At 63.0% G+C, this 16,913-nt stretch carries 15 protein-coding genes; 7 read left to right on the top strand and 8 right to left on the bottom strand.

Features of this window, described 5'->3' with window-relative positions; genetic code table 11:
• Window positions 1–19 precede the first annotated feature (19 nt).
• From VPH41_RS01180 to recA, 7 genes are all read right to left on the bottom strand, one after another.
• On the bottom strand, window positions 20–379 hold the full coding sequence (locus VPH41_RS01180) for a hypothetical protein (RefSeq protein WP_152254941.1): 360 nt from the start codon (window positions 377–379) through the stop codon (window positions 20–22).
• A 271-nt stretch (window positions 380–650) separates the two neighbouring features.
• Complete coding sequence (sucD, locus tag VPH41_RS01175) at window positions 651–1,532, bottom strand: succinate--CoA ligase subunit alpha (protein ID WP_034746085.1); 882 nt, start codon at window positions 1,530–1,532, stop codon at window positions 651–653.
• Window positions 1,533–1,545: 13 nt separating this feature from the next.
• Window positions 1,546–2,715: an ADP-forming succinate--CoA ligase subunit beta gene (sucC, locus tag VPH41_RS01170; RefSeq protein WP_152284203.1), complete on the bottom strand. Its 1,170-nt coding sequence runs from the start codon at window positions 2,713–2,715 to the stop codon at window positions 1,546–1,548.
• 78 nt (window positions 2,716–2,793) lie between these two features.
• Complete coding sequence (locus VPH41_RS01165) at window positions 2,794–3,354, bottom strand: DUF2889 domain-containing protein (protein WP_152254938.1); 561 nt, start codon at window positions 3,352–3,354, stop codon at window positions 2,794–2,796.
• Between the two features lie 519 nt (window positions 3,355–3,873).
• A complete protein-coding gene (gene recX, locus VPH41_RS01160; protein ID WP_328569600.1) occupies window positions 3,874–4,329 on the bottom strand; it encodes a recombination regulator RecX in 456 nt (151 codons plus the stop codon).
• Between the two features lie 34 nt (window positions 4,330–4,363).
• Window positions 4,364–4,531: a hypothetical protein gene (locus VPH41_RS01155; protein ID WP_287775371.1), complete on the bottom strand. Its 168-nt coding sequence runs from the start codon at window positions 4,529–4,531 to the stop codon at window positions 4,364–4,366.
• A 119-nt stretch (window positions 4,532–4,650) separates the two neighbouring features.
• Window positions 4,651–5,757 (bottom strand): recombinase RecA, encoded by a 1,107-nt coding sequence (recA, locus tag VPH41_RS01150; RefSeq protein WP_071321836.1) that lies wholly within the window; start codon window positions 5,755–5,757, stop codon window positions 4,651–4,653.
• 240 nt (window positions 5,758–5,997) lie between these two features.
• On the opposite strand from recA, the gene VPH41_RS01145 reads away from it, so the two are divergent.
• The 7 genes from VPH41_RS01145 (at window position 5,998) to VPH41_RS01115 (ending at window position 16,016) form a co-directional block, all read left to right on the top strand.
• Window positions 5,998–6,732, top strand: coding sequence for a response regulator transcription factor (locus VPH41_RS01145; RefSeq protein ID WP_328568696.1), 735 nt, complete (start codon window positions 5,998–6,000; stop codon window positions 6,730–6,732).
• Window positions 6,729–8,261: a sensor histidine kinase gene (locus tag VPH41_RS01140; protein ID WP_328568695.1), complete on the top strand. Its 1,533-nt coding sequence runs from the start codon at window positions 6,729–6,731 to the stop codon at window positions 8,259–8,261. The genes VPH41_RS01145 and VPH41_RS01140 overlap by 4 nt, the downstream gene beginning before the upstream one ends.
• Complete coding sequence (locus VPH41_RS01135; RefSeq protein WP_328568694.1) at window positions 8,254–8,568, top strand: DUF4212 domain-containing protein; 315 nt, start codon at window positions 8,254–8,256, stop codon at window positions 8,566–8,568. Before VPH41_RS01140 ends, VPH41_RS01135 begins: the two co-directional genes overlap by 8 nt.
• On the top strand, window positions 8,565–10,613 hold the full coding sequence (locus VPH41_RS01130; protein WP_152284200.1) for a sodium:solute symporter family protein: 2,049 nt from the start codon (window positions 8,565–8,567) through the stop codon (window positions 10,611–10,613). Before VPH41_RS01135 ends, VPH41_RS01130 begins: the two co-directional genes overlap by 4 nt.
• Window positions 10,614–10,723: 110 nt before the next feature.
• Complete coding sequence (locus tag VPH41_RS01125) at window positions 10,724–12,739, top strand: S9 family peptidase (protein WP_328568693.1); 2,016 nt, start codon at window positions 10,724–10,726, stop codon at window positions 12,737–12,739.
• 19 nt (window positions 12,740–12,758) lie between these two features.
• Window positions 12,759–14,768: an alpha/beta hydrolase family protein gene (locus tag VPH41_RS01120; RefSeq protein WP_328568692.1), complete on the top strand. Its 2,010-nt coding sequence runs from the start codon at window positions 12,759–12,761 to the stop codon at window positions 14,766–14,768.
• 33 nt (window positions 14,769–14,801) lie between these two features.
• Complete coding sequence (locus VPH41_RS01115; RefSeq protein WP_328568691.1) at window positions 14,802–16,016, top strand: 6-phosphofructokinase; 1,215 nt, start codon at window positions 14,802–14,804, stop codon at window positions 16,014–16,016.
• Here VPH41_RS01115 and VPH41_RS01110 read toward each other — a convergent pair.
• Window positions 16,013–16,861, bottom strand: a complete 849-nt coding sequence (locus VPH41_RS01110) for an IclR family transcriptional regulator (RefSeq protein WP_328568690.1) — start codon at window positions 16,859–16,861, stop codon at window positions 16,013–16,015. The two genes, VPH41_RS01115 and VPH41_RS01110, sit on opposite strands and share 4 nt — an antisense overlap.
• Between the last annotated feature and the right edge of the window lie 52 nt (window positions 16,862–16,913).

Raw genomic sequence — 16,913 nt, 5'->3', positions numbered from 1 at the left:
GCTTTCGCGTTCTCTTGGATTAATTACTGTCGGCGGGTAATAACTTGGATATGCGCGACAAATGGCCCTGCCCGCAATCCTCCGGCCACAGTTCCACCTGCATCTCGGGCCTGGCGTCGATATCGGGCGGCACCTCGGCCACGGCCGTGCGCATGACCCGCACATGGTGGTAGCGCAGCTCGACAAAATGGCGGCTCGCCAGTTCGGCGTCGGACAGGCGCGCCAGGCAGGCCGGCAAATCGGCGGCGCGTCCCGGCCCGTACGCAGCGACGACCCAGGCACGCTTCGCCCCCCGCTGCCAGTCCACCTTGGGCGCCTCGGCGCAGGCGCATAACAGCAACAGGCATAGCGCGGCCACGCCCGGTTTCATGGCATCCATAGTGCATATTTCCGATGTAGAAAGTAGGCGCGCACGCGGCGCGCGAAGATGGTGCTGACAGGCCGAATCATAGGCGCGCGGTGCGCCGAACGGTGTTACAAGTTGGTAATGTCACATGCCTGTCATGGCCCGTGCCAATGGCTGCGGGCGCGGCAATGGTGCGCGGCAGGAAAAGGGAAACGGGCGGCAGGAAGGATCTCGGAGCGGCGATGCATGGAACGAAAAAAAGGAGCCGAAGCTCCTTTTTTGTACTGCGGCAAGCCGGCTGAAATTACAGCATGGCTTTCAGCAGACGCGCCATTTCCGACGGGTTTTTGGTCACAGTGATGCCGCAAGCTTCCATGATTTCCAGCTTGGCTTGTGCCGTATCGGCACCGCCCGAGATCAGCGCGCCGGCGTGGCCCATGCGCTTGCCTGGAGGAGCGGTCACGCCGGCGATGAAGCCGACGACCGGTTTTTTCATGTTGTCTTTGATCCAATAAGCCGCGTTGGCTTCGTCCGGACCGCCGATTTCGCCGATCATGATGACCGCGTCGGTATCTGGATCGTCATTGAACATCTTCATGATGTCGATGTGCTTCAGACCGTTGATCGGGTCGCCGCCGATGCCGACTGCCGACGATTGGCCCAGGCCCAGTGCGGTCAGCTGACCCACTGCTTCATAGGTCAGGGTACCCGAACGCGATACCACGCCGATGCGGCCTTTTTTATGGATGTGACCTGGCATGATGCCGATCTTGATTTCGTCTGGCGTGATCAAGCCTGGGCAGTTAGGGCCCAGCAGCAAGGTTTTGCTGTTGGCTTTGGCCATGCGGTCTTTCAGGGCCATCATGTCGCGGACAGGAATGCCTTCGGTGATGCAAATGGCCAGATCCATTTCAGCTTCGACAGCTTCCCAGATCGCCGCTGCCGCGCCTGCTGGCGGCACGTAGATCACGGAAACGTTGGCGCCGGTTTCTTTTTTCGCTTCGGTAACGTTAGCGAAAATTGGAATGCCTTCGAAATCTTCGCCGGCTTTCTTCGGGTTCACGCCTGCCACGAAGGCAGCTTTGCCGTTCGCGTAGTCGCGGCAACCGCGGGTGTGGAACTGGCCGGTCTTGCCGGTGATCCCTTGGGTTACGACTTTGGTATCTTTATTGATCAGAATGGACATGTTGATTCCTTAATTAAGCTTGACCAGCAGCGGCGGCAACGACGCTCTTTGCTGCATCTTCCATGGTGTCGGCTGCGATGATAGGCAGACCGGAATCGGCCAGCATCTTTTTGCCCAGGTCTTCGTTGGTGCCCTTCATGCGCACCACCAGCGGTACGTTCAGCGAAACGGCTTTCACCGCGGCGATGACGCCTTCGGCGATCACGTCGCAACGCATGATGCCGCCGAAAATGTTCACCAGGATGGCTTTCAGGCCTGGGTTTTTCAGCATGATCTTGAACGCTTCGGTTACTTTTTCTGCTGTGGCGCCGCCGCCGACGTCCAGGAAGTTGGCTGGCTCGCCGCCGAACAGTTTGATCGTGTCCATGGTGGCCATGGCCAGGCCGGCACCGTTCACCAGGCAACCGATGTTGCCGTCGAGCGAGATGTAGGCCAGGTCGAATTTCGACGCTTCGATTTCCGCTGGATCTTCTTCGTCCAGATCGCGCAGGGCGACGATTTCCGGGTGACGGAACAGGGCATTCGGGTCAAAGTTGAACTTGGCGTCCAGGGCGATGACTTTGCCGCTGCCGGTGACGATCAGCGGATTGATCTCGGCCAGCGAGCAATCGGTTTCCCAGTACGCTTTGTACAGGCCTTGCAAGTTGACGCGTGCGTCGACGATGGAACCGGCAGGCACGCCGATTTTGGTCGCGATGTCGTCTGCCTGGGCATCGGTCAGGCCGACGCTTGGCTCGATGGTGACGTGGTGGATCTTCTCTGGGTGGCTCTCGGCCACTTCTTCGATGTCCATGCCGCCTTCGGACGAAGCCATCAGGACAATCTTCTGGGTAACGCGGTCGGTGACCAGCGAAACGTACAGTTCTTGCTTGATGTCGGCGCCTTCTTCCACCAGCAGGCGGTTGACTTTCTGGCCTTCGGCGCTGGTCTGGTGCGTGATCAGCTGCATGCCCATGATCTGGTCAGCGTATTCCTTGACCTGCTCGATCGATTTTGCCACTTTCACGCCGCCGCCCTTGCCGCGGCCACCTGCGTGGATCTGCGCCTTGACTACCCACACCGGGCCGCCCAGGGTTTCCGCAGCCTTGACTGCCTCGTCAACGGACATGCACGGAATACCGCGTGGTACCGTCACTCCGAATTGCCGGAGGATTTCTTTGGCTTGATACTCATGGATTTTCATGCTGGCTTCCCTTCTGATACTGATTTGTAAAAATACGGTTAGTGGTGCAAAAAAAACAGGAAAAACAGAGCGCCGGGGTCACGCTTTGGCTACCCAGCGCGGGTAATACCGTGCAACTGCCCCGCCATCGGTGCGCAGGGCGTGGCATTTGTCGAGTTGAAACGGCTTTTCATGCGACAAGTCAGCATTCGCACCGTCACGGGTCGACCAGACATCGCCGGCAAATGCCTGAACCGTCGCAGTCGGCAAGACTTGCGCCAGTTCCGTCAAATGGGTACAGCCGGCGATTCCCGCCAGGCGCTGTTTCAAGTCGCGGCGGAAATTCTTCAATAAATTCAAACCGATCAGCGCCCTGTAAGCGGGGCCGATGGTATCGCAAAAACCGGGATAGGGCACGGCATCGGAGGCGGCTTCGGCCTCGACAATGGTCAGTTCGCGATCGACGGTAATGCGGAGATGGAGGTCATGCAGAGGAGTGCCGGCGGGACGGGGGCCCGAGGCCAGGGTCGCGTCGTAGCTTTTGATATCGGTAATACGGGCGTCAATATCCCACAGGCCGTCGTCGCGCAGATACGCTTGGACGTCGATAACGCGGGAGTGCCGTAGGGCGCGCCGGGATACGGGAGTTGACAGGGGCATAAGACCGATGCCGCTTGCGCGGCCATAATTAGTAAGCAGCCATGTGCATAAAGCACGCCGTTCGCAGCTTCTACGAACAGCAACCGCACCTGCGGCGCCGCAAAAACCCTAAAAGTGTAGCACATTGGGCGCTGGTTGCGCCGCAACATAATTTTTCATTGCTTCGATAAAAACATTTCAAAGTATACAGAGAACACATGAAATTTTATGCAGATATCAGATCCAGTGATGATAGATATGTGCAGCCGGGACCGTGAACCACATTCAGTTGCCGCCGCCGCAACGATATCGCAGAGCACCGGCAGCGTTCGCCACGTGCAACGCAACAACACGCCAGCCGCTTGACAGGACGATGACCATTGCAAAGAAAATAATGGCAGACGACAAGGCCAGCCAGTGCGCGCGGCCAGGGCACCACGCGAACTGTTGTAGCAGGAACACAGCACGGCCAGCGCGGATCAGCGGCAGTGCAAAAAACGGGCGCGACGCGCGACTTGCCGGCATCGCACCAGTACCCGCCTAGTCGTCCTCGGGTTCCAGTCCCTTCAACGCCACCTGCACGGCGCGCTGGGAAAAGCCGCGCTGCATCAGGAAGCGCATCTGCTTGCTGCGCTGCTCGGCATCCTGCGCCACTTGCCCGAACTTGCGGCGCCACACTTCGCAGGCGCGCTCGGTCTCGCCTTCGGCCAGGCCCGCCTTGAGTTCCTGCAGCGCCTCGCCGGCGATGCCATGACTTTGCAATTCCGCCATGATGCGGCTGTTGCCAAAGCGGGCCGAGCGGCGGTGGATCAGCGACTCGGAAAAACGCTCCTGCGACAGCCAGTTGGCCTGCTCCAGGCTGTCGAGCAAGGCTTCCACATCGTCGCCCTCCTGCGCATGCCGCTGCAGCTTGCGCCGCAATTCCATGCGGCTATGCTCGCGCATCGACAAAAAGCGTAGCGCCCTGCCCTTCAGGCTCAGTTGTACCGCTGCCATCATTCCACCCTATCGTTCAACACATCAAGACAACTCAAATCAAATACAACATCAACTCAAGGCAATTCAAACACGACATCGCCACGACAGATATGCCGCCCGACATGCCGTTAACAATGCCGCCGATAATGCCGTCGATATTGCCGTCAACAATGCCGTCAAAAACACAAATGCCGCCTGGCGCACAAGCGCGAGGCGGCATTCATTGTAGATCTTTTAGGCGGCAAACCACGGCGCAAGGGGCCGTCAGGTATCGCAGCGTGTCGCAGGCAAGACCAGCCGCAGCTGGCCATGCCAGCGCAGCCGACCTGCGCCACCTTCTTACTCGGCCGCTTTCGCTTCCGCAGCCTTGGCAGCCTTGTCGGCAGCCTTATCCGCTTTTTCCGGCTTTTCAGCAGCCAGCGGCGGCAGTTCGCGTACGCCCAGCGAAGCGCGGACCTTGTTTTCGATTTCACGGGCCAGCGCCGGACGCTCCTGCAGGAAGGCGCGGGCGTTGTCCTTGCCCTGGCCGATGCGTTCGCCGTTGTAGCTATACCACGAACCGGATTTTTCCACGATCTTGGCATCCGAACCCAGGTCCAGGATTTCGCCTTCGCGCGATGTGCCGGCGCCGTACAGGATGTCGAAGTGCGCTTCCTTGAACGGCGGCGCGATCTTGTTCTTGACGACCTTGACCTTGGTTTCGTTGCCGATCACTTCATCGCCGGACTTGATCGAGCCGGTGCGGCGGATATCCAGGCGTACGGACGCGTAGAATTTCAGTGCGTTACCACCGGTGGTGGTTTCCGGGCTGCCGAACATCACGCCGATCTTCATGCGGATCTGGTTGATGAAGATGACCAGGGTATTCGTGCGGTTGATGGAACCGGTCAGCTTGCGCAGGGCTTGCGACATCAGGCGCGCTTGCAGGCCTGGCAGGGAGTCGCCCATGTCGCCTTCGATCTCGGCGCGTGGCGTCAGTGCGGCCACGGAGTCGATGACGACGAGGTCGACGCTGCCCGAACGCACGAGGGCGTCGCAGATTTCCAGTGCCTGCTCGCCCGTATCCGGTTGCGAGATCAGCAGTTCATGCAGGTTCACGCCCAGCTTTTGCGCGTAACCGACGTCGAGCGCGTGCTCGGCATCGATAAAGGCGCAGGTGCCGCCCAGCTTTTGCATTTCAGCAATGGTTTGCAGGGTCAGGGTGGTTTTACCCGACGATTCCGGACCGTAGATTTCCACCACGCGGCCGCGCGGCAAGCCGCCTACGCCCAGCGCGATATCGAGGCCGAGCGAACCGGTCGACACGACTTGCACTTCTTCGATCGGTGCGCTGGCATCCATGCGCATGACCGAACCTTTGCCAAACTGCTTCTCGATCTGCGCCAGTGCGGCGGCGAGCGCCTTGGCTTTTTCCGATGCGGGTACTACAGCTTTTTTATCGTCCATATGTTCTTTCAGCCGTTCTACAGTCGACGATTCACGTGAATCGGTCGGCCTGCGATAGCGCCAGTGGGTTAAATTCTTTACACAGACAGTACTGTATAAAAAAACAGTGATCAATGCAAGCGGAACGTGGATTTGTTTTGAAACAGATCAATACAACCCTGTTTTTCACAAAAATTCGCCACCTTGCGGAAAATGAAACACAATACAAGCTTCTACCGCCGCAAGCATAGGAAGTGCACCATGCGTATTTTACTTGCCGAAGATGACAGCGTGCTGGCCGATGGCCTGACCCGCTCGCTGCGCCAGTCCGGTTATGCGATCGACTACGTCAAGACGGGGCAAGAGGCCGATACGGCCTTGTCCACCCAGGAATTCGACTTGCTGATCCTCGACCTGGGCCTGCCGAAGATGTCCGGCCTGGAAGTGCTGCGCCGCCTGCGCGCACGCGCCTCGCTGCTGCCCGTACTGATCCTGACGGCCGCCGATTCCATCGAACAACGCGTCAATGGCCTCGACCTCGGTGCCGATGATTATATGGCCAAGCCGTTCGCGCTGTCGGAACTGGAGGCAAGAGTGCGCGCCCTGACGCGCCGCGGCGCCGGCGGCGGCGCCACCATCATCAAGCACGGCCCCCTCAGCTACGACCAGGTGGGGCGCAGCGCCTACATCAACGACCAGATGCTCGACCTGTCCGCGCGCGAACTGGGCTTGCTGGAAATCCTGCTGGGCCGCACGGGCCGTCTCGTCTCGAAAGAGCAGCTGGTCGACCACCTGTGCGAATGGGGCGAAGAAGTGTCGAACAACGCCATCGAAGTGTATGTGCACCGCCTGCGCAAGAAGATCGAGGTGGGCGGCGTGCGCATCGCCACCGTGCGCGGCCTCGGCTATTGCCTGGAAAAATACTCGGAAGCGGCGCGCCTGAACGCTGAAGCGGGCGAGTCGGCAGGCCTGACCAACGGCCCCGCCAGCAAGTGAAGGCGCGCGAGGCGCCAGCGGACGAGGCGGACGACGACGACTGGTTCGAGCCGCCCACCACGGAGCAGGATGACACCATCGAGCATTCGCTGTTCGGCGAAATCCTCGACTGGATGCTGGCGCCCCTGCTGCTGCTGTGGCCGATGAGCATCGCCATCACCTATCTGGTGGCCAAGAGCATCGCCAATCAGCCGTTCGACCATGCGCTGGAAGACAGCGTGACCGTGCTCACGCAGCAGGTCAAGCAAGCCGATGGCGCCGTGCTGCGCCACGTGCCGGAAAAAAACGGCAAGGGCCGCGACTTCCTGCGCGGCGACGATGTCGATACCCTGTATTACCTGGTGGTGGGCGCGCGCGGCGAATACCTGGACGGCGACCGCGACTTGCCGCCGCCCCAGGACCCCGACAAATACCGCAGCGGCATGGTGCTGTTTCGCAACGACACCATCCACGGTACGCCCGTGCGCGTGGCGTTCACCTACCTCGACATGCCGTCCAGCAGCGACGACGAACCGCGCCGTGCGCTGGTGCAGGTGGCCGAAACGCTGGAAAAACGGGCCCAGCTGGCCAATGAAATCATCAAGGGTGTGATCTTGCCGCAGTTCATCATCCTGCCCGTGATCCTGGCCCTGGTCTGGTTTGCCCTGGCGCGCGGCCTGTCGCCGCTGGCGCAATTGCAGGAGCGCATACGCGCCCGGCCGCCCGACGATTTATCGCCCATCGAATCGGGCCAGGTGCCCGAGGAAATCACGCCGCTGGTCGGTTCGCTCAACGAGATGCTGGCCCGTCTGTCGCTGTCGATCGACATGCAGAAACGCTTCATCGCCGATGCCGCGCACCAGATGAAGACGCCGCTGGCGGGCATGCGCATGCAGTCGGAGCTGGCCCTGCGCCAGACCGACCACGACGAGATACACCGGTCGTTGCTGCAGCTGGCGAAAAGCTCGGAAGCGGCCACGCGGCTGGTGAACCAGCTGCTGGCCCTGGCGCGCGCGGAAAACCAGCCGCAGGCAGGCACGGCGTTCGAACCGATCGAGCTGAGCGAACTGGCGCGCGGCGTGGTGCAGGACTGGGTGCAAGCCTCGTTTGCCCAGCATATCGACCTGGGCTTCGAACAGCCCGCGTATTCGATCATGATTTCCGGCAATGCCATGATGCTGCGTGAACTGCTGAGCAATCTGATCGACAATGCCCTGCGCTACACGCCGGCCGGGGGCAGCGTCACGGTGCGCGTGCGCAGCACCCTGGAACTGGCCATCCTGGAAGTGGAAGATACGGGTCCCGGCATACCGCCGGCCGAGCGGGCGCACGTGTTCGAACGCTTTTACCGTATTCTCGGCAGCAATGTCGACGGTAGCGGACTGGGCCTGGCCATCGTGCGCGAAATCGCCCAGCAGCACGGCGCCGAAGTCGATATTTTCAATAATCCCCGCGCGCACTCGCCGAAGCTGCCGGGCACCCTGCTGCGCCTGAGCATCGCCCTGCTGTTGCCGGACGCGCCAGAAGAGGATGACATCACGTATGGATAAGTCCAGCCCTCCCGCGCCGCCGCTGCGGCCCGCGCGCACGCCCGGCCCCGAATTGCAGGCGCGCCTCGATACGCACTGGCGCAAGACGCGGCGCCTGACGGCCATCCTGCTGCTGGTCTGGCTGCTGACGGGCTTCCTGACCGTGTTTTATGCGCGCGAACTGTTGCACCTGAACCTGTTCGGCTGGCCCCTGCCCTTCTATATGGCGGCCCAGGGCGCCTCGCTGGTCTATCTGGCCATCATCGCCTTCTACGCCTGGCGCATGCGGCGCCTCGACCGGGCTTTTCATGCCGAGGAGCAAACATGAGCGGCCAGCGCAGCTTCTTTGCCCGGCTGAGCCGCTACTACCTGCTGTTTACGGGCGGATTTGCCGCCTTCCTGCTGGCCCTGGCCGTGCTGGAGCAGGAAGGCATGCCGCGCGCGTGGATCGGCTACCTGTTCATGCTGGTCACCATCACCCTGTACGCCACCATCGGCGTCATCAGCCGCACCTCGAACGTCACCGAATACTATGTGGCGGGGCGCCGGGTGCCGGCCATGTTCAACGGCATGGCCACGGCCGCCGACTGGATTTCGGCCGCCAGCTTCATCAGCCTGGCCGGCGGCCTGTACCTGAACGGCTTCGACGGCCTGGCCTTCATCATGGGCTGGACGGGCGGCTATTGCCTGGTGGCGCTCCTGATCGCCCCCTACCTGCGCAAGTTCGGCCAGTACACGATTCCCGATTTCCTCGCCGCCCGCTACGGCAGCGGCGCGGACGGCCGCGGCGCCAGCGTGCGCGTGGTGGCCGTGGCCGCCACCATCATCGTGTCGTTCACCTATGTGGTGGCGCAGATCTACGCCGTCGGCCTGATCGCCTCGCGCTTCACGGGCGTGGATTTTTCCGTCGGCATCTTCCTGGGCCTGGCCAGCATCCTCGTCTGCTCCTTTCTGGGCGGCATGCGCGCCATTACCTGGACGCAGGTGGCGCAGTACATCATCATCCTCGTCGCCTTCCTGATTCCCGCCATGTGGCTGTCGGTCAAGCATGCGGACAATCCCGTGCCGCAGATCGCCTACGGCAAGGTGCTGCCGCAGCTAAGCGCGCGCGAACACGTGCTGGAAACGGACCCGAAAGAAAACGAAGTACGCGCCATCTTCCGCCAGCGCGCGCAAAGCTACCAGGCGCGCATCGACGGCTTGCCCGGCTCGTGGGAGCAAGGCCGCCTGGCGGCCCAGCGCCAGCTCGACAGTTTGCGCCAGCGCAATACCTCGCTGTTCGACATCCGCAATGCAGAGCGCTATCTGATCGCCTATCCGAAAAGCCCGGATGAGGCGCGCGTGCTGTGGCAGGCGGCGCAGGCGCAGAACCAGAAACGCGCCGAGCCGATCATTCCGCACGCGCAGCCGTTTCCCGCTGCGGACCGCGCGCAGTCCGACATCAAGCGCAACAATTTCCTCGCCCTCGTGTTTTGCATGATGCTGGGCACGGCTGCCCTGCCCCATATCCTGATGCGATCCTACACGACACCGTCCGTGCACGAAACGCGCGTGTCCGTCTTCTGGACCCTGTTCTTCATCTTGTTGATCTACCTCACGATTCCCGCGCTGGCCGTGCTGGTCAAGTACGATATTTACTCGGCACTGGTGGGCACGCAATACGCGAACCTGCCCACCTGGGTGTCGTACTGGGCCAACGTGGACAAGCTCAGTCCCCTGATCAGCATCGTCGACGTCAACCGCGACGGCATCGTGCAGCTGGCGGAAATTTCCATCGACGCCGACGTGCTGGTGCTGGCCACACCCGAGATCGCCGGCCTGCCCTACGTGATTTCCGGCCTGGTGGCGGCGGGCGGCCTGGCGGCCGCCCTGTCGACGGCCGACGGCTTGCTGCTGGCCATTTCAAACGCCCTGTCGCACGACATCTATTACAAGGTGGTCGATCCCAGCGCCTCGACGCAAAAGCGCGTGACGATTTCCAAATTGCTGCTGCTGGCCGTGGCCTTCATCGCCGCCTATGCCGCCTCGCAAAAGCCGGCCGACATCCTGTCGCTGGTGGGCGTGGCGTTTTCCCTGGCCGCCTCGACCCTGTTCCCGCCGCTGGTGCTGGGCGTGTTCTGGCAACGCACCAATTACCAGGGCGCACTGGCCGGCATGTTCACGGGCTTTGGCGTGTGCCTGTATTACATGCTGCACACGAGCACCATGCTGGGAGGCAATGCCAGCGGTCAATGGTTTCATATCGCGCCCATTTCCGCCGGCATCTTCGGCGTGCCGGCCGGCCTGGCCGCCGCCGTGCTGGTCAGCTGGCTGACACCGGCGCCGGGACGCCGCAGCACGGGGCTGGTCGAACATATCCGGGCGCCGGAATGAAGACCTGAAAAATAAGGTACAGAAACATCCTGAGAGACTGCATCGATGTTAATCTTGTGAAAATGGTGCTTAAATGACTACCACATTTCACAACACCACATGGAGCATGGATGCGGTCCAGTCTTGCCAGTCTTCTCTGCGCTATCGGCGCCCCGCTTTTCCTGCTGCTGTCTGCCGCCAGCCACGCGAACGACGACCGGGCCACCGTCACCGTCACGGCAGCCTTACCCATGGAACAGTTTTTCGAGAATGCCGCGCTGAGCGGCGCCCTGCTGTCGCCCGATGGACGCCAGCTGGCCCTGCGCGTGGTTCCCGGCGACGGACACGACCGCCTGGCCGTGCTCGATCTGGCCAGCATGCGCATGCAGCCCGCGGCCGCCTTCAGCGACGCCGCGATAGGTGATTTCCTGTGGGTTAATGAGCGGCGCCTGGCCTTCCGCCTGACGGACCGTTGGCAAGGCCAGGGACGCAGCCGCTACGGTTCGGGCCTGTACGCCGTCAACAGCGATGGCAGCGCGTTTCGCCAGCTTGCCGCGCGCCAAGGTACACAGCAGTCGAAAGCCGGACGCACCTTGCTGCCACCGAATACGATCTTGATGGAAAGTATCGGCGACCAGCGCGGCACCGCTATCCATGTGCTGCAAACGGAGCATGGCGAACACGGCGCCGTGCAGTCGGCAACGCTGCTGCGCCTCGATAGCGTCAATGGCAACCATGCGGAAATCGACGCCCCCGCCGGTATCCGCTACTGGTTGTATGACCAGGGCGGCCAGGCGCGCATCGCCACGGCCCAGACCGATGGCCAGAACCGCGTGTACTGGCGCGATCCCGCCACGGAACAATGGCAGTTGCTCGCGCAATTCGATCCGCGCAGCAACGCCGAAGACGTCTTCGAACCTGCTTTCCTGACGCCGGACGGCCACTTCTATGTCAGCGCCAGGAGTGGCGGCGACAAGGCGGCGCTGTACCGTTACAACCTGCAGACAAGGCAGCGCGACGCGCAGCCTGCCGTGGCCTCGCCCGATCACGATATCCGCGCCAGCATGGTGCGCAGCAGTACCCGCCTGCTGGGCATCCGCTACACCACCGACACGGAAACCACCGTCTGGCTTGATGAAGACATGCAAGCCGTGCAACAGAGCGTCAATGCCCTGCTGCCCGCCACCGTCAACACCCTGAGCGTGGGCACGCGCAGCGAAACGCCCTTCGTGCTTGTCGCCAGCTGGTCGGACACCCAGCCCGCCATCTACCATCTGTACCAGCGCGACACGGGCCAGCTCACGGTCCTGGCCAAGTCGCGTCCCGGCGTCAACGCCGCGCGCATGTCTGCAAAGCAATTGCAGCACTACACGGCGCGCGATGGCCTGCGCATTCCCGCCTGGCTGACCCTGCCCAGGGCCGGCGCCGGCAAGGCACCGGCCGCGCGGCTGCCGCTGATCGTGTTCGTGCATGACGGTCCCTGGCAACGCGGCACCTGGGGCTGGAGCGGCGAGGCGCAGTTTCTCGCCTCGCGCGGCTACGCCGTGCTGGAACCCGATTACCGCGGCAGCGAAGGCCTGGGCGACGCGCATTTCCGCGCTGGCTGGAAACAATGGGGGCTGGCCATGCAGGACGACCTGGCCGACGGCGTACGCTGGGCCATTGCCCAAGGCTACGCCGATCCGCGCCGCGTCTGCATCGTCGGTGCCGGCTACGGCGGCTACGCGGCGCTGATGGGGCTGGCCAGGGATGGCGAGTTGTACCGCTGCGGCGTGGCCCTGTCCGCCGTTACCGAGCTCGAGACCATCGCCGACGGACGCTGGCGCCTCGGCGCCAGCCTGTACGAGCGCTACGACCGCTATCCCGCCAGCACCCTGATAGGCGATGCCGCCCAGTGGCGCGCCAGCTCGCCCCGCTATCTGGCCGCGCGCATCACGCAGCCCGTGCTGCTGGCGCATGGACAGCTCGACCGTCGAGTTGCCGCCAGCGACGCCGCCAGCCTGTACCAGGCCATCCGGCAAGGCAACCCGAACGCGGAATGGCTGCGCTATGACGATGAAGGCCAGGGCTTGACACTGCCCGGCAACCGCATCGACTTCTGGCGCAAAGTCGAGCAATTCCTGGCCCGCCACAATGCCCCTCGTTAACCCCCGATCCCGCTCAGCCATGACCCTATCGCATTTCCTGCGCGCCGCCCTGGCGACCGTTTTCCTCGTCGCCACGAACGCCGGTGCGCAAGCCGCGCCGCCGCCTGTGTCGGCCTTCTTTTCCAATCCCGAATTCAGCGGCGCCCTGCTGTCGCCCGACGCGCGCCACCTGGCCGTCAAAGTCAACGGTCCGAACAAGCGCGAACGGCTGGCCGTCGTCAACCTGCTCGATAACAGCATCAAGGTCGTGGCGCAGTTCAGCGACGTCGACGTGGGCGACGTCGAATGGGTCAACGACGAGCGCCTGATACTGAACACGCGCGACCTCCAGACCGCGCCCGGCGACCTGCGCTACGGGCCGGGCCTGTTTGCCGTCAACCGCGACGGCAGCGATTTCCGCCAGCTGGCGGCACGCAGCGCGGAACTGATCCGCTCCACCTCGATCTACAAGTTGCTGCCCTGGCATACCTATCTGACGGGCCAGCGCGGCGCGCAACATTCCAGTGCCGTCTATGTCCGCAGCACGGTGTACACCCCGACCGGCGAAGCGGATTATGAAAGCCTGCGCCTGCTGGACACGCTCACGGGCCGCAGCACGAGCGTCAAGCCGCCGGGCAAGGTGCGGCGCTGGCTGCTGGACCAGAACGGCGAACCGCGCCTGGCGGTCACCCGCGAACGCAATATCGAAAGCGTGCAGTACCTTGATCCGGACAGCGGCGGATGGCGCCAGCTGGCCCAGTTCGACGCCTACCTCGGCGGCCCCGATGCCTTCACGCCCCTGTCCTTCGGCCCCGATGGCACCTTGTATGTGAGTGCCCGCATGGGCAACGACACGCTGTCCATGCATGCCTACGACCTGGCCGGCAACCGCATCGTACCCACGCCCTTCGTCTCGCTCGATGGGTATGACTTCAGCGGCAATCTGATCGTGCGGCAAGGCAAGCTGCTGGGCGTGCGGCATCTGAGCGACGCGCTCGCCACACGCTGGTTCGACCCGGCCATGGCGGCCACGCAGGCGCGCATCGATGCCCTGTTACCCAATACCATCAACCTGGTATCGCTGGCGGCGCGGCCCGCCACGCCCTTCATGCTGGTGACGTCCTATTCGGACCGGCAGCCCGGCAAATTCACGCTGTTTAACAGCGACACGGGCAAGCTGAGCATCATCGGCGAAACGCAGCCGCTCATCCAACCAGGGCAGATGAGCGAACAGCAGCTGGTGCGCTACAAGGCGCGCGACGGCCTGGATATTCCAGCCTGGCTCACGGTGCCCAGCGGCGGCAGCGGCAAGTCATTACCGCTGGTCGTGCTCGTGCATGGCGGCCCGTACCTGCGCGGCAGCTCCTGGCAATGGGATGCCCAGGTGCAATTTCTCGCCTCGCGCGGCTATGCCGTACTGCAACCGGAATTTCGCGGCAGCACAGGCTTCGGCAGCAGGCATTTCCGCGCCGGCTGGAAGCAATGGGGCTTGAAGATGCAAGACGATATCGCCGACGGCGCGCGCTGGGCCATCGGGCAGGGCATCGCCGATCCGCGCCGCATCTGCATCGCGGGCGCCAGCTATGGCGGCTATGCCGCCCTGATGGGCCTGGTCAACGATCCCGACCTGTTCCGCTGCGCCATCGACTGGGTGGGCGTGACCGATATCAACCTGTTGTACAGCGGCCATTGGAGCTTCAAATCCGACCTTGGCGACGACTGGAAACAGTACGGCATGCCCGAGCTGATCGGCGATCGGACGGCCAACGCCGCCCAGTTCCAGGCCACCTCGCCCATCGCCCAGGCGGCGCGCATCACCCAGCCCTTGCTGCTGGCGTACGGCGCGGCCGACCGGCGCGTGCCGCTGTATCACGGCAAGCAGTTCTATGCGGCCGTCAAACAGCACAACCGCGATGTCGAATGGGTGGTGTACGAGGAAGAGGGGCATGGCTGGACGCTGCCGCAGAACCGCATCGATTTCTGGGGCCGGGTGGAGAAATTTCTCGACAGGAATATCGGAAAAGACAGCGCCCCGGCAAAAAAGGAGTAGGCTGGAGGACCGTTCCATTTACGAGGAAATCCCATGCCGTCTGGAAAAATTCTTGTCGCCCAGGGAGGCGGTCCCACCGCCGTCATCAACCAGTCGCTGGTGGGCGTGGTGCTCGAATCGCGGCGTTTCCAGCACGTCACGCGCGTGTATGGCGCACTGCACGGCGTGCGCGGCATCATCAATGAAGAGTTCGTCGACCTGACGCAGGAAACCAGCCACAACCTGGAACTGGTGGCCGCTACGCCGTCCTCGGCGCTGGGCTCCACGCGCGACAAGCCGGACATCGCCTACTGCCAGCAAATCTTCGAAGTGCTGCGCGCGCACGAGATCGAACACTTCTTTTACATCGGCGGCAATGACTCGTCCGACACGGTGCGCATCGTCAGCGAAGAAGCACACAAGGCCGGCTATCCGCTGCGCTGCATCCACATCCCGAAAACCATCGACAACGACCTGGTGGGCAGCGACCACACACCGGGCTTCCCATCGGCCGCGCGCTTCGTCGCGCAGGCGTTCGCGGGCGCCAACCTCGACAACGCGGCCTTGCCCGGCGTCTACGTGGGCGTGGTGATGGGCCGCCACGCGGGCTTTCTGACGGCCGCCTCGGCGCTGGGCAAGAAGTTCCCCGACGACGGCCCACATTTGATCTACCTGCCCGAGCGCGTCTTCGTGCTCGATCACTTCCTCGCCGACGTGAAAGCCACGTATGCAAAATATGGCCGCTGCGTGATCGCCGTGTCGGAAGGCATCCACGATGCGTCGGGCGAACCGATCGCCAGCCTGCTGGCCAAGGAGGTGGAACGCGATGCGCACGGCAACGTGCAGCTGTCGGGCACGGGCGCGCTGGCCGACCTGCTGTGCGACGAGATCAAGGCCAAGCTGGGCATCAAACGCGTGCGCGGCGATACCTTCGGCTATCTGCAGCGCTCCTTCATCGGCTGCGTCTCCGATGTCGATCAACGCGAAGCGCGCGAAGTGGGCGAAAAGGCCGTGCAGTTCGCCATGTGGGGCGAGCGCGACGGTTCCGTCGCCATCAAGCGCACGGGCTTTTATTCCGTCGACTACGAGTTGCTGCCCCTTACCGATGTGGCGGGCAAGACGCGCACCATGGAAGATGAGTTCATCAGCGCCAGCGGCACGGATGTGACGGATGCCTTCCGCCTGTATCTGCGTCCGCTGCTCGGTTCCGGCATGCCGGACGCCTTCCGCCTGCGCGCCGCCAAGGTAGCGAAAGTCTTGAAACCTTAGTGGCTTTCCGCCAGCAATAGCGGCCGCAGTTTCACGGCCGCCTCCTTCAGCTGCGGCACGTGCTGCAGCAGCTGTTCCACGGATTTGCGCGCCACGGGCGCGTGGCAAGCCACGGCTGCCACGATGCGCCCGTCGGCGGCGCAGATGGGCACGGCCACGGCCACCATGCCGTGCACGAATTCCTCATCATCGATGCCGATGCCCAGGCGAGCGATGCGCACGATCTCGCGCTCGAGCAGCACGGGGTCCGTGATACTTTTCGGCGTGCGCGCCTGCAAGGTCAGCATGGCCAGCAATTCGCGCCGCTCCAGTAACGTCATGTGCGCCAAAAACAGCTTGCCGCTGGCCGTGCAATGCATGGGCGCGCGCGTGCCCAGCACCAGGTGCAATCGCAGCGGTTCCTGGGTTTCCACCCGGTCCACATACACGATCGCATTGCCCTCGGGAATAGCGAGATTGCACGTCTCGCCCGTGGCCGCCACCAGGGTGCCCAGGATGCTGCGGCTCACGCGGATCAGGGCATTGTTGCGCAAGGTGGCCAACGCGAGGTTGGTGGACGCGGCGCCGGGCACGTAGCCGCGTCCCACGGGCGTGCGCAGCACATAGCCATGCTGTTCCAGGGTATCGAGCAAACGCATCATGCTGGCCTTGGGCACCTGCATGCGGGCGGCCAGCTGCGACAGGGTCAGGGGCTGGCTGGCGCTGGCCAGGTGCTCGATCAGGCGCAGCACGCGCAAGCCCCGCGCCTCGTCGCCATGACTGGCCGCGGCAGCGGTGCCTGCCTGTCCACCCGCCGCACCACTCTCTTCGGCCTCGGCCGGCCGTTTTTGAAACGCATCATGCATGTTCTGTTTCACCTCTCGCGTATGCAGTGTTTTCCGCTTGTCCCGGTGCTGC

This window comes from Janthinobacterium sp. P210006, assembly GCF_036231885.1.
Taxonomy (GTDB): Bacteria; Pseudomonadota; Gammaproteobacteria; order Burkholderiales; family Burkholderiaceae_D; genus Janthinobacterium; species Janthinobacterium violaceinigrum.
Note: the sequence above shows the minus strand (reverse complement) of the source record. Positions and strands in the feature narration are given on the sequence as shown.

Coding starts and splice junctions, on each gene's coding strand:
- VPH41_RS01180 (WP_152254941.1), bottom strand. CDS start 379: ATGGATGCCATGAAACCGGGCGTGGCCGCGCTATGCCTGTTGCTGTTA.
- sucD (WP_034746085.1), bottom strand. CDS start 1,532: ATGTCCATTCTGATCAATAAAGATACCAAAGTCGTAACCCAAGGGATC.
- sucC (WP_152284203.1), bottom strand. CDS start 2,715: ATGAAAATCCATGAGTATCAAGCCAAAGAAATCCTCCGGCAATTCGGA.
- VPH41_RS01165 (WP_152254938.1), bottom strand. CDS start 3,354: ATGCCCCTGTCAACTCCCGTATCCCGGCGCGCCCTACGGCACTCCCGC.
- recX (WP_328569600.1), bottom strand. CDS start 4,329: ATGGCAGCGGTACAACTGAGCCTGAAGGGCAGGGCGCTACGCTTTTTG.
- VPH41_RS01155 (WP_287775371.1), bottom strand. CDS start 4,531: ATGCCGCCTCGCGCTTGTGCGCCAGGCGGCATTTGTGTTTTTGACGGC.
- recA (WP_071321836.1), bottom strand. CDS start 5,757: ATGGACGATAAAAAAGCTGTAGTACCCGCATCGGAAAAAGCCAAGGCG.
- VPH41_RS01145 (WP_328568696.1), top strand. CDS start 5,998: ATGCGTATTTTACTTGCCGAAGATGACAGCGTGCTGGCCGATGGCCTG.
- VPH41_RS01135 (WP_328568694.1), top strand. CDS start 8,254: ATGGATAAGTCCAGCCCTCCCGCGCCGCCGCTGCGGCCCGCGCGCACG.
- VPH41_RS01130 (WP_152284200.1), top strand. CDS start 8,565: ATGAGCGGCCAGCGCAGCTTCTTTGCCCGGCTGAGCCGCTACTACCTG.
- VPH41_RS01125 (WP_328568693.1), top strand. CDS start 10,724: ATGCGGTCCAGTCTTGCCAGTCTTCTCTGCGCTATCGGCGCCCCGCTT.
- VPH41_RS01120 (WP_328568692.1), top strand. CDS start 12,759: ATGACCCTATCGCATTTCCTGCGCGCCGCCCTGGCGACCGTTTTCCTC.
- VPH41_RS01115 (WP_328568691.1), top strand. CDS start 14,802: ATGCCGTCTGGAAAAATTCTTGTCGCCCAGGGAGGCGGTCCCACCGCC.
- VPH41_RS01110 (WP_328568690.1), bottom strand. CDS start 16,861: ATGCATGATGCGTTTCAAAAACGGCCGGCCGAGGCCGAAGAGAGTGGT.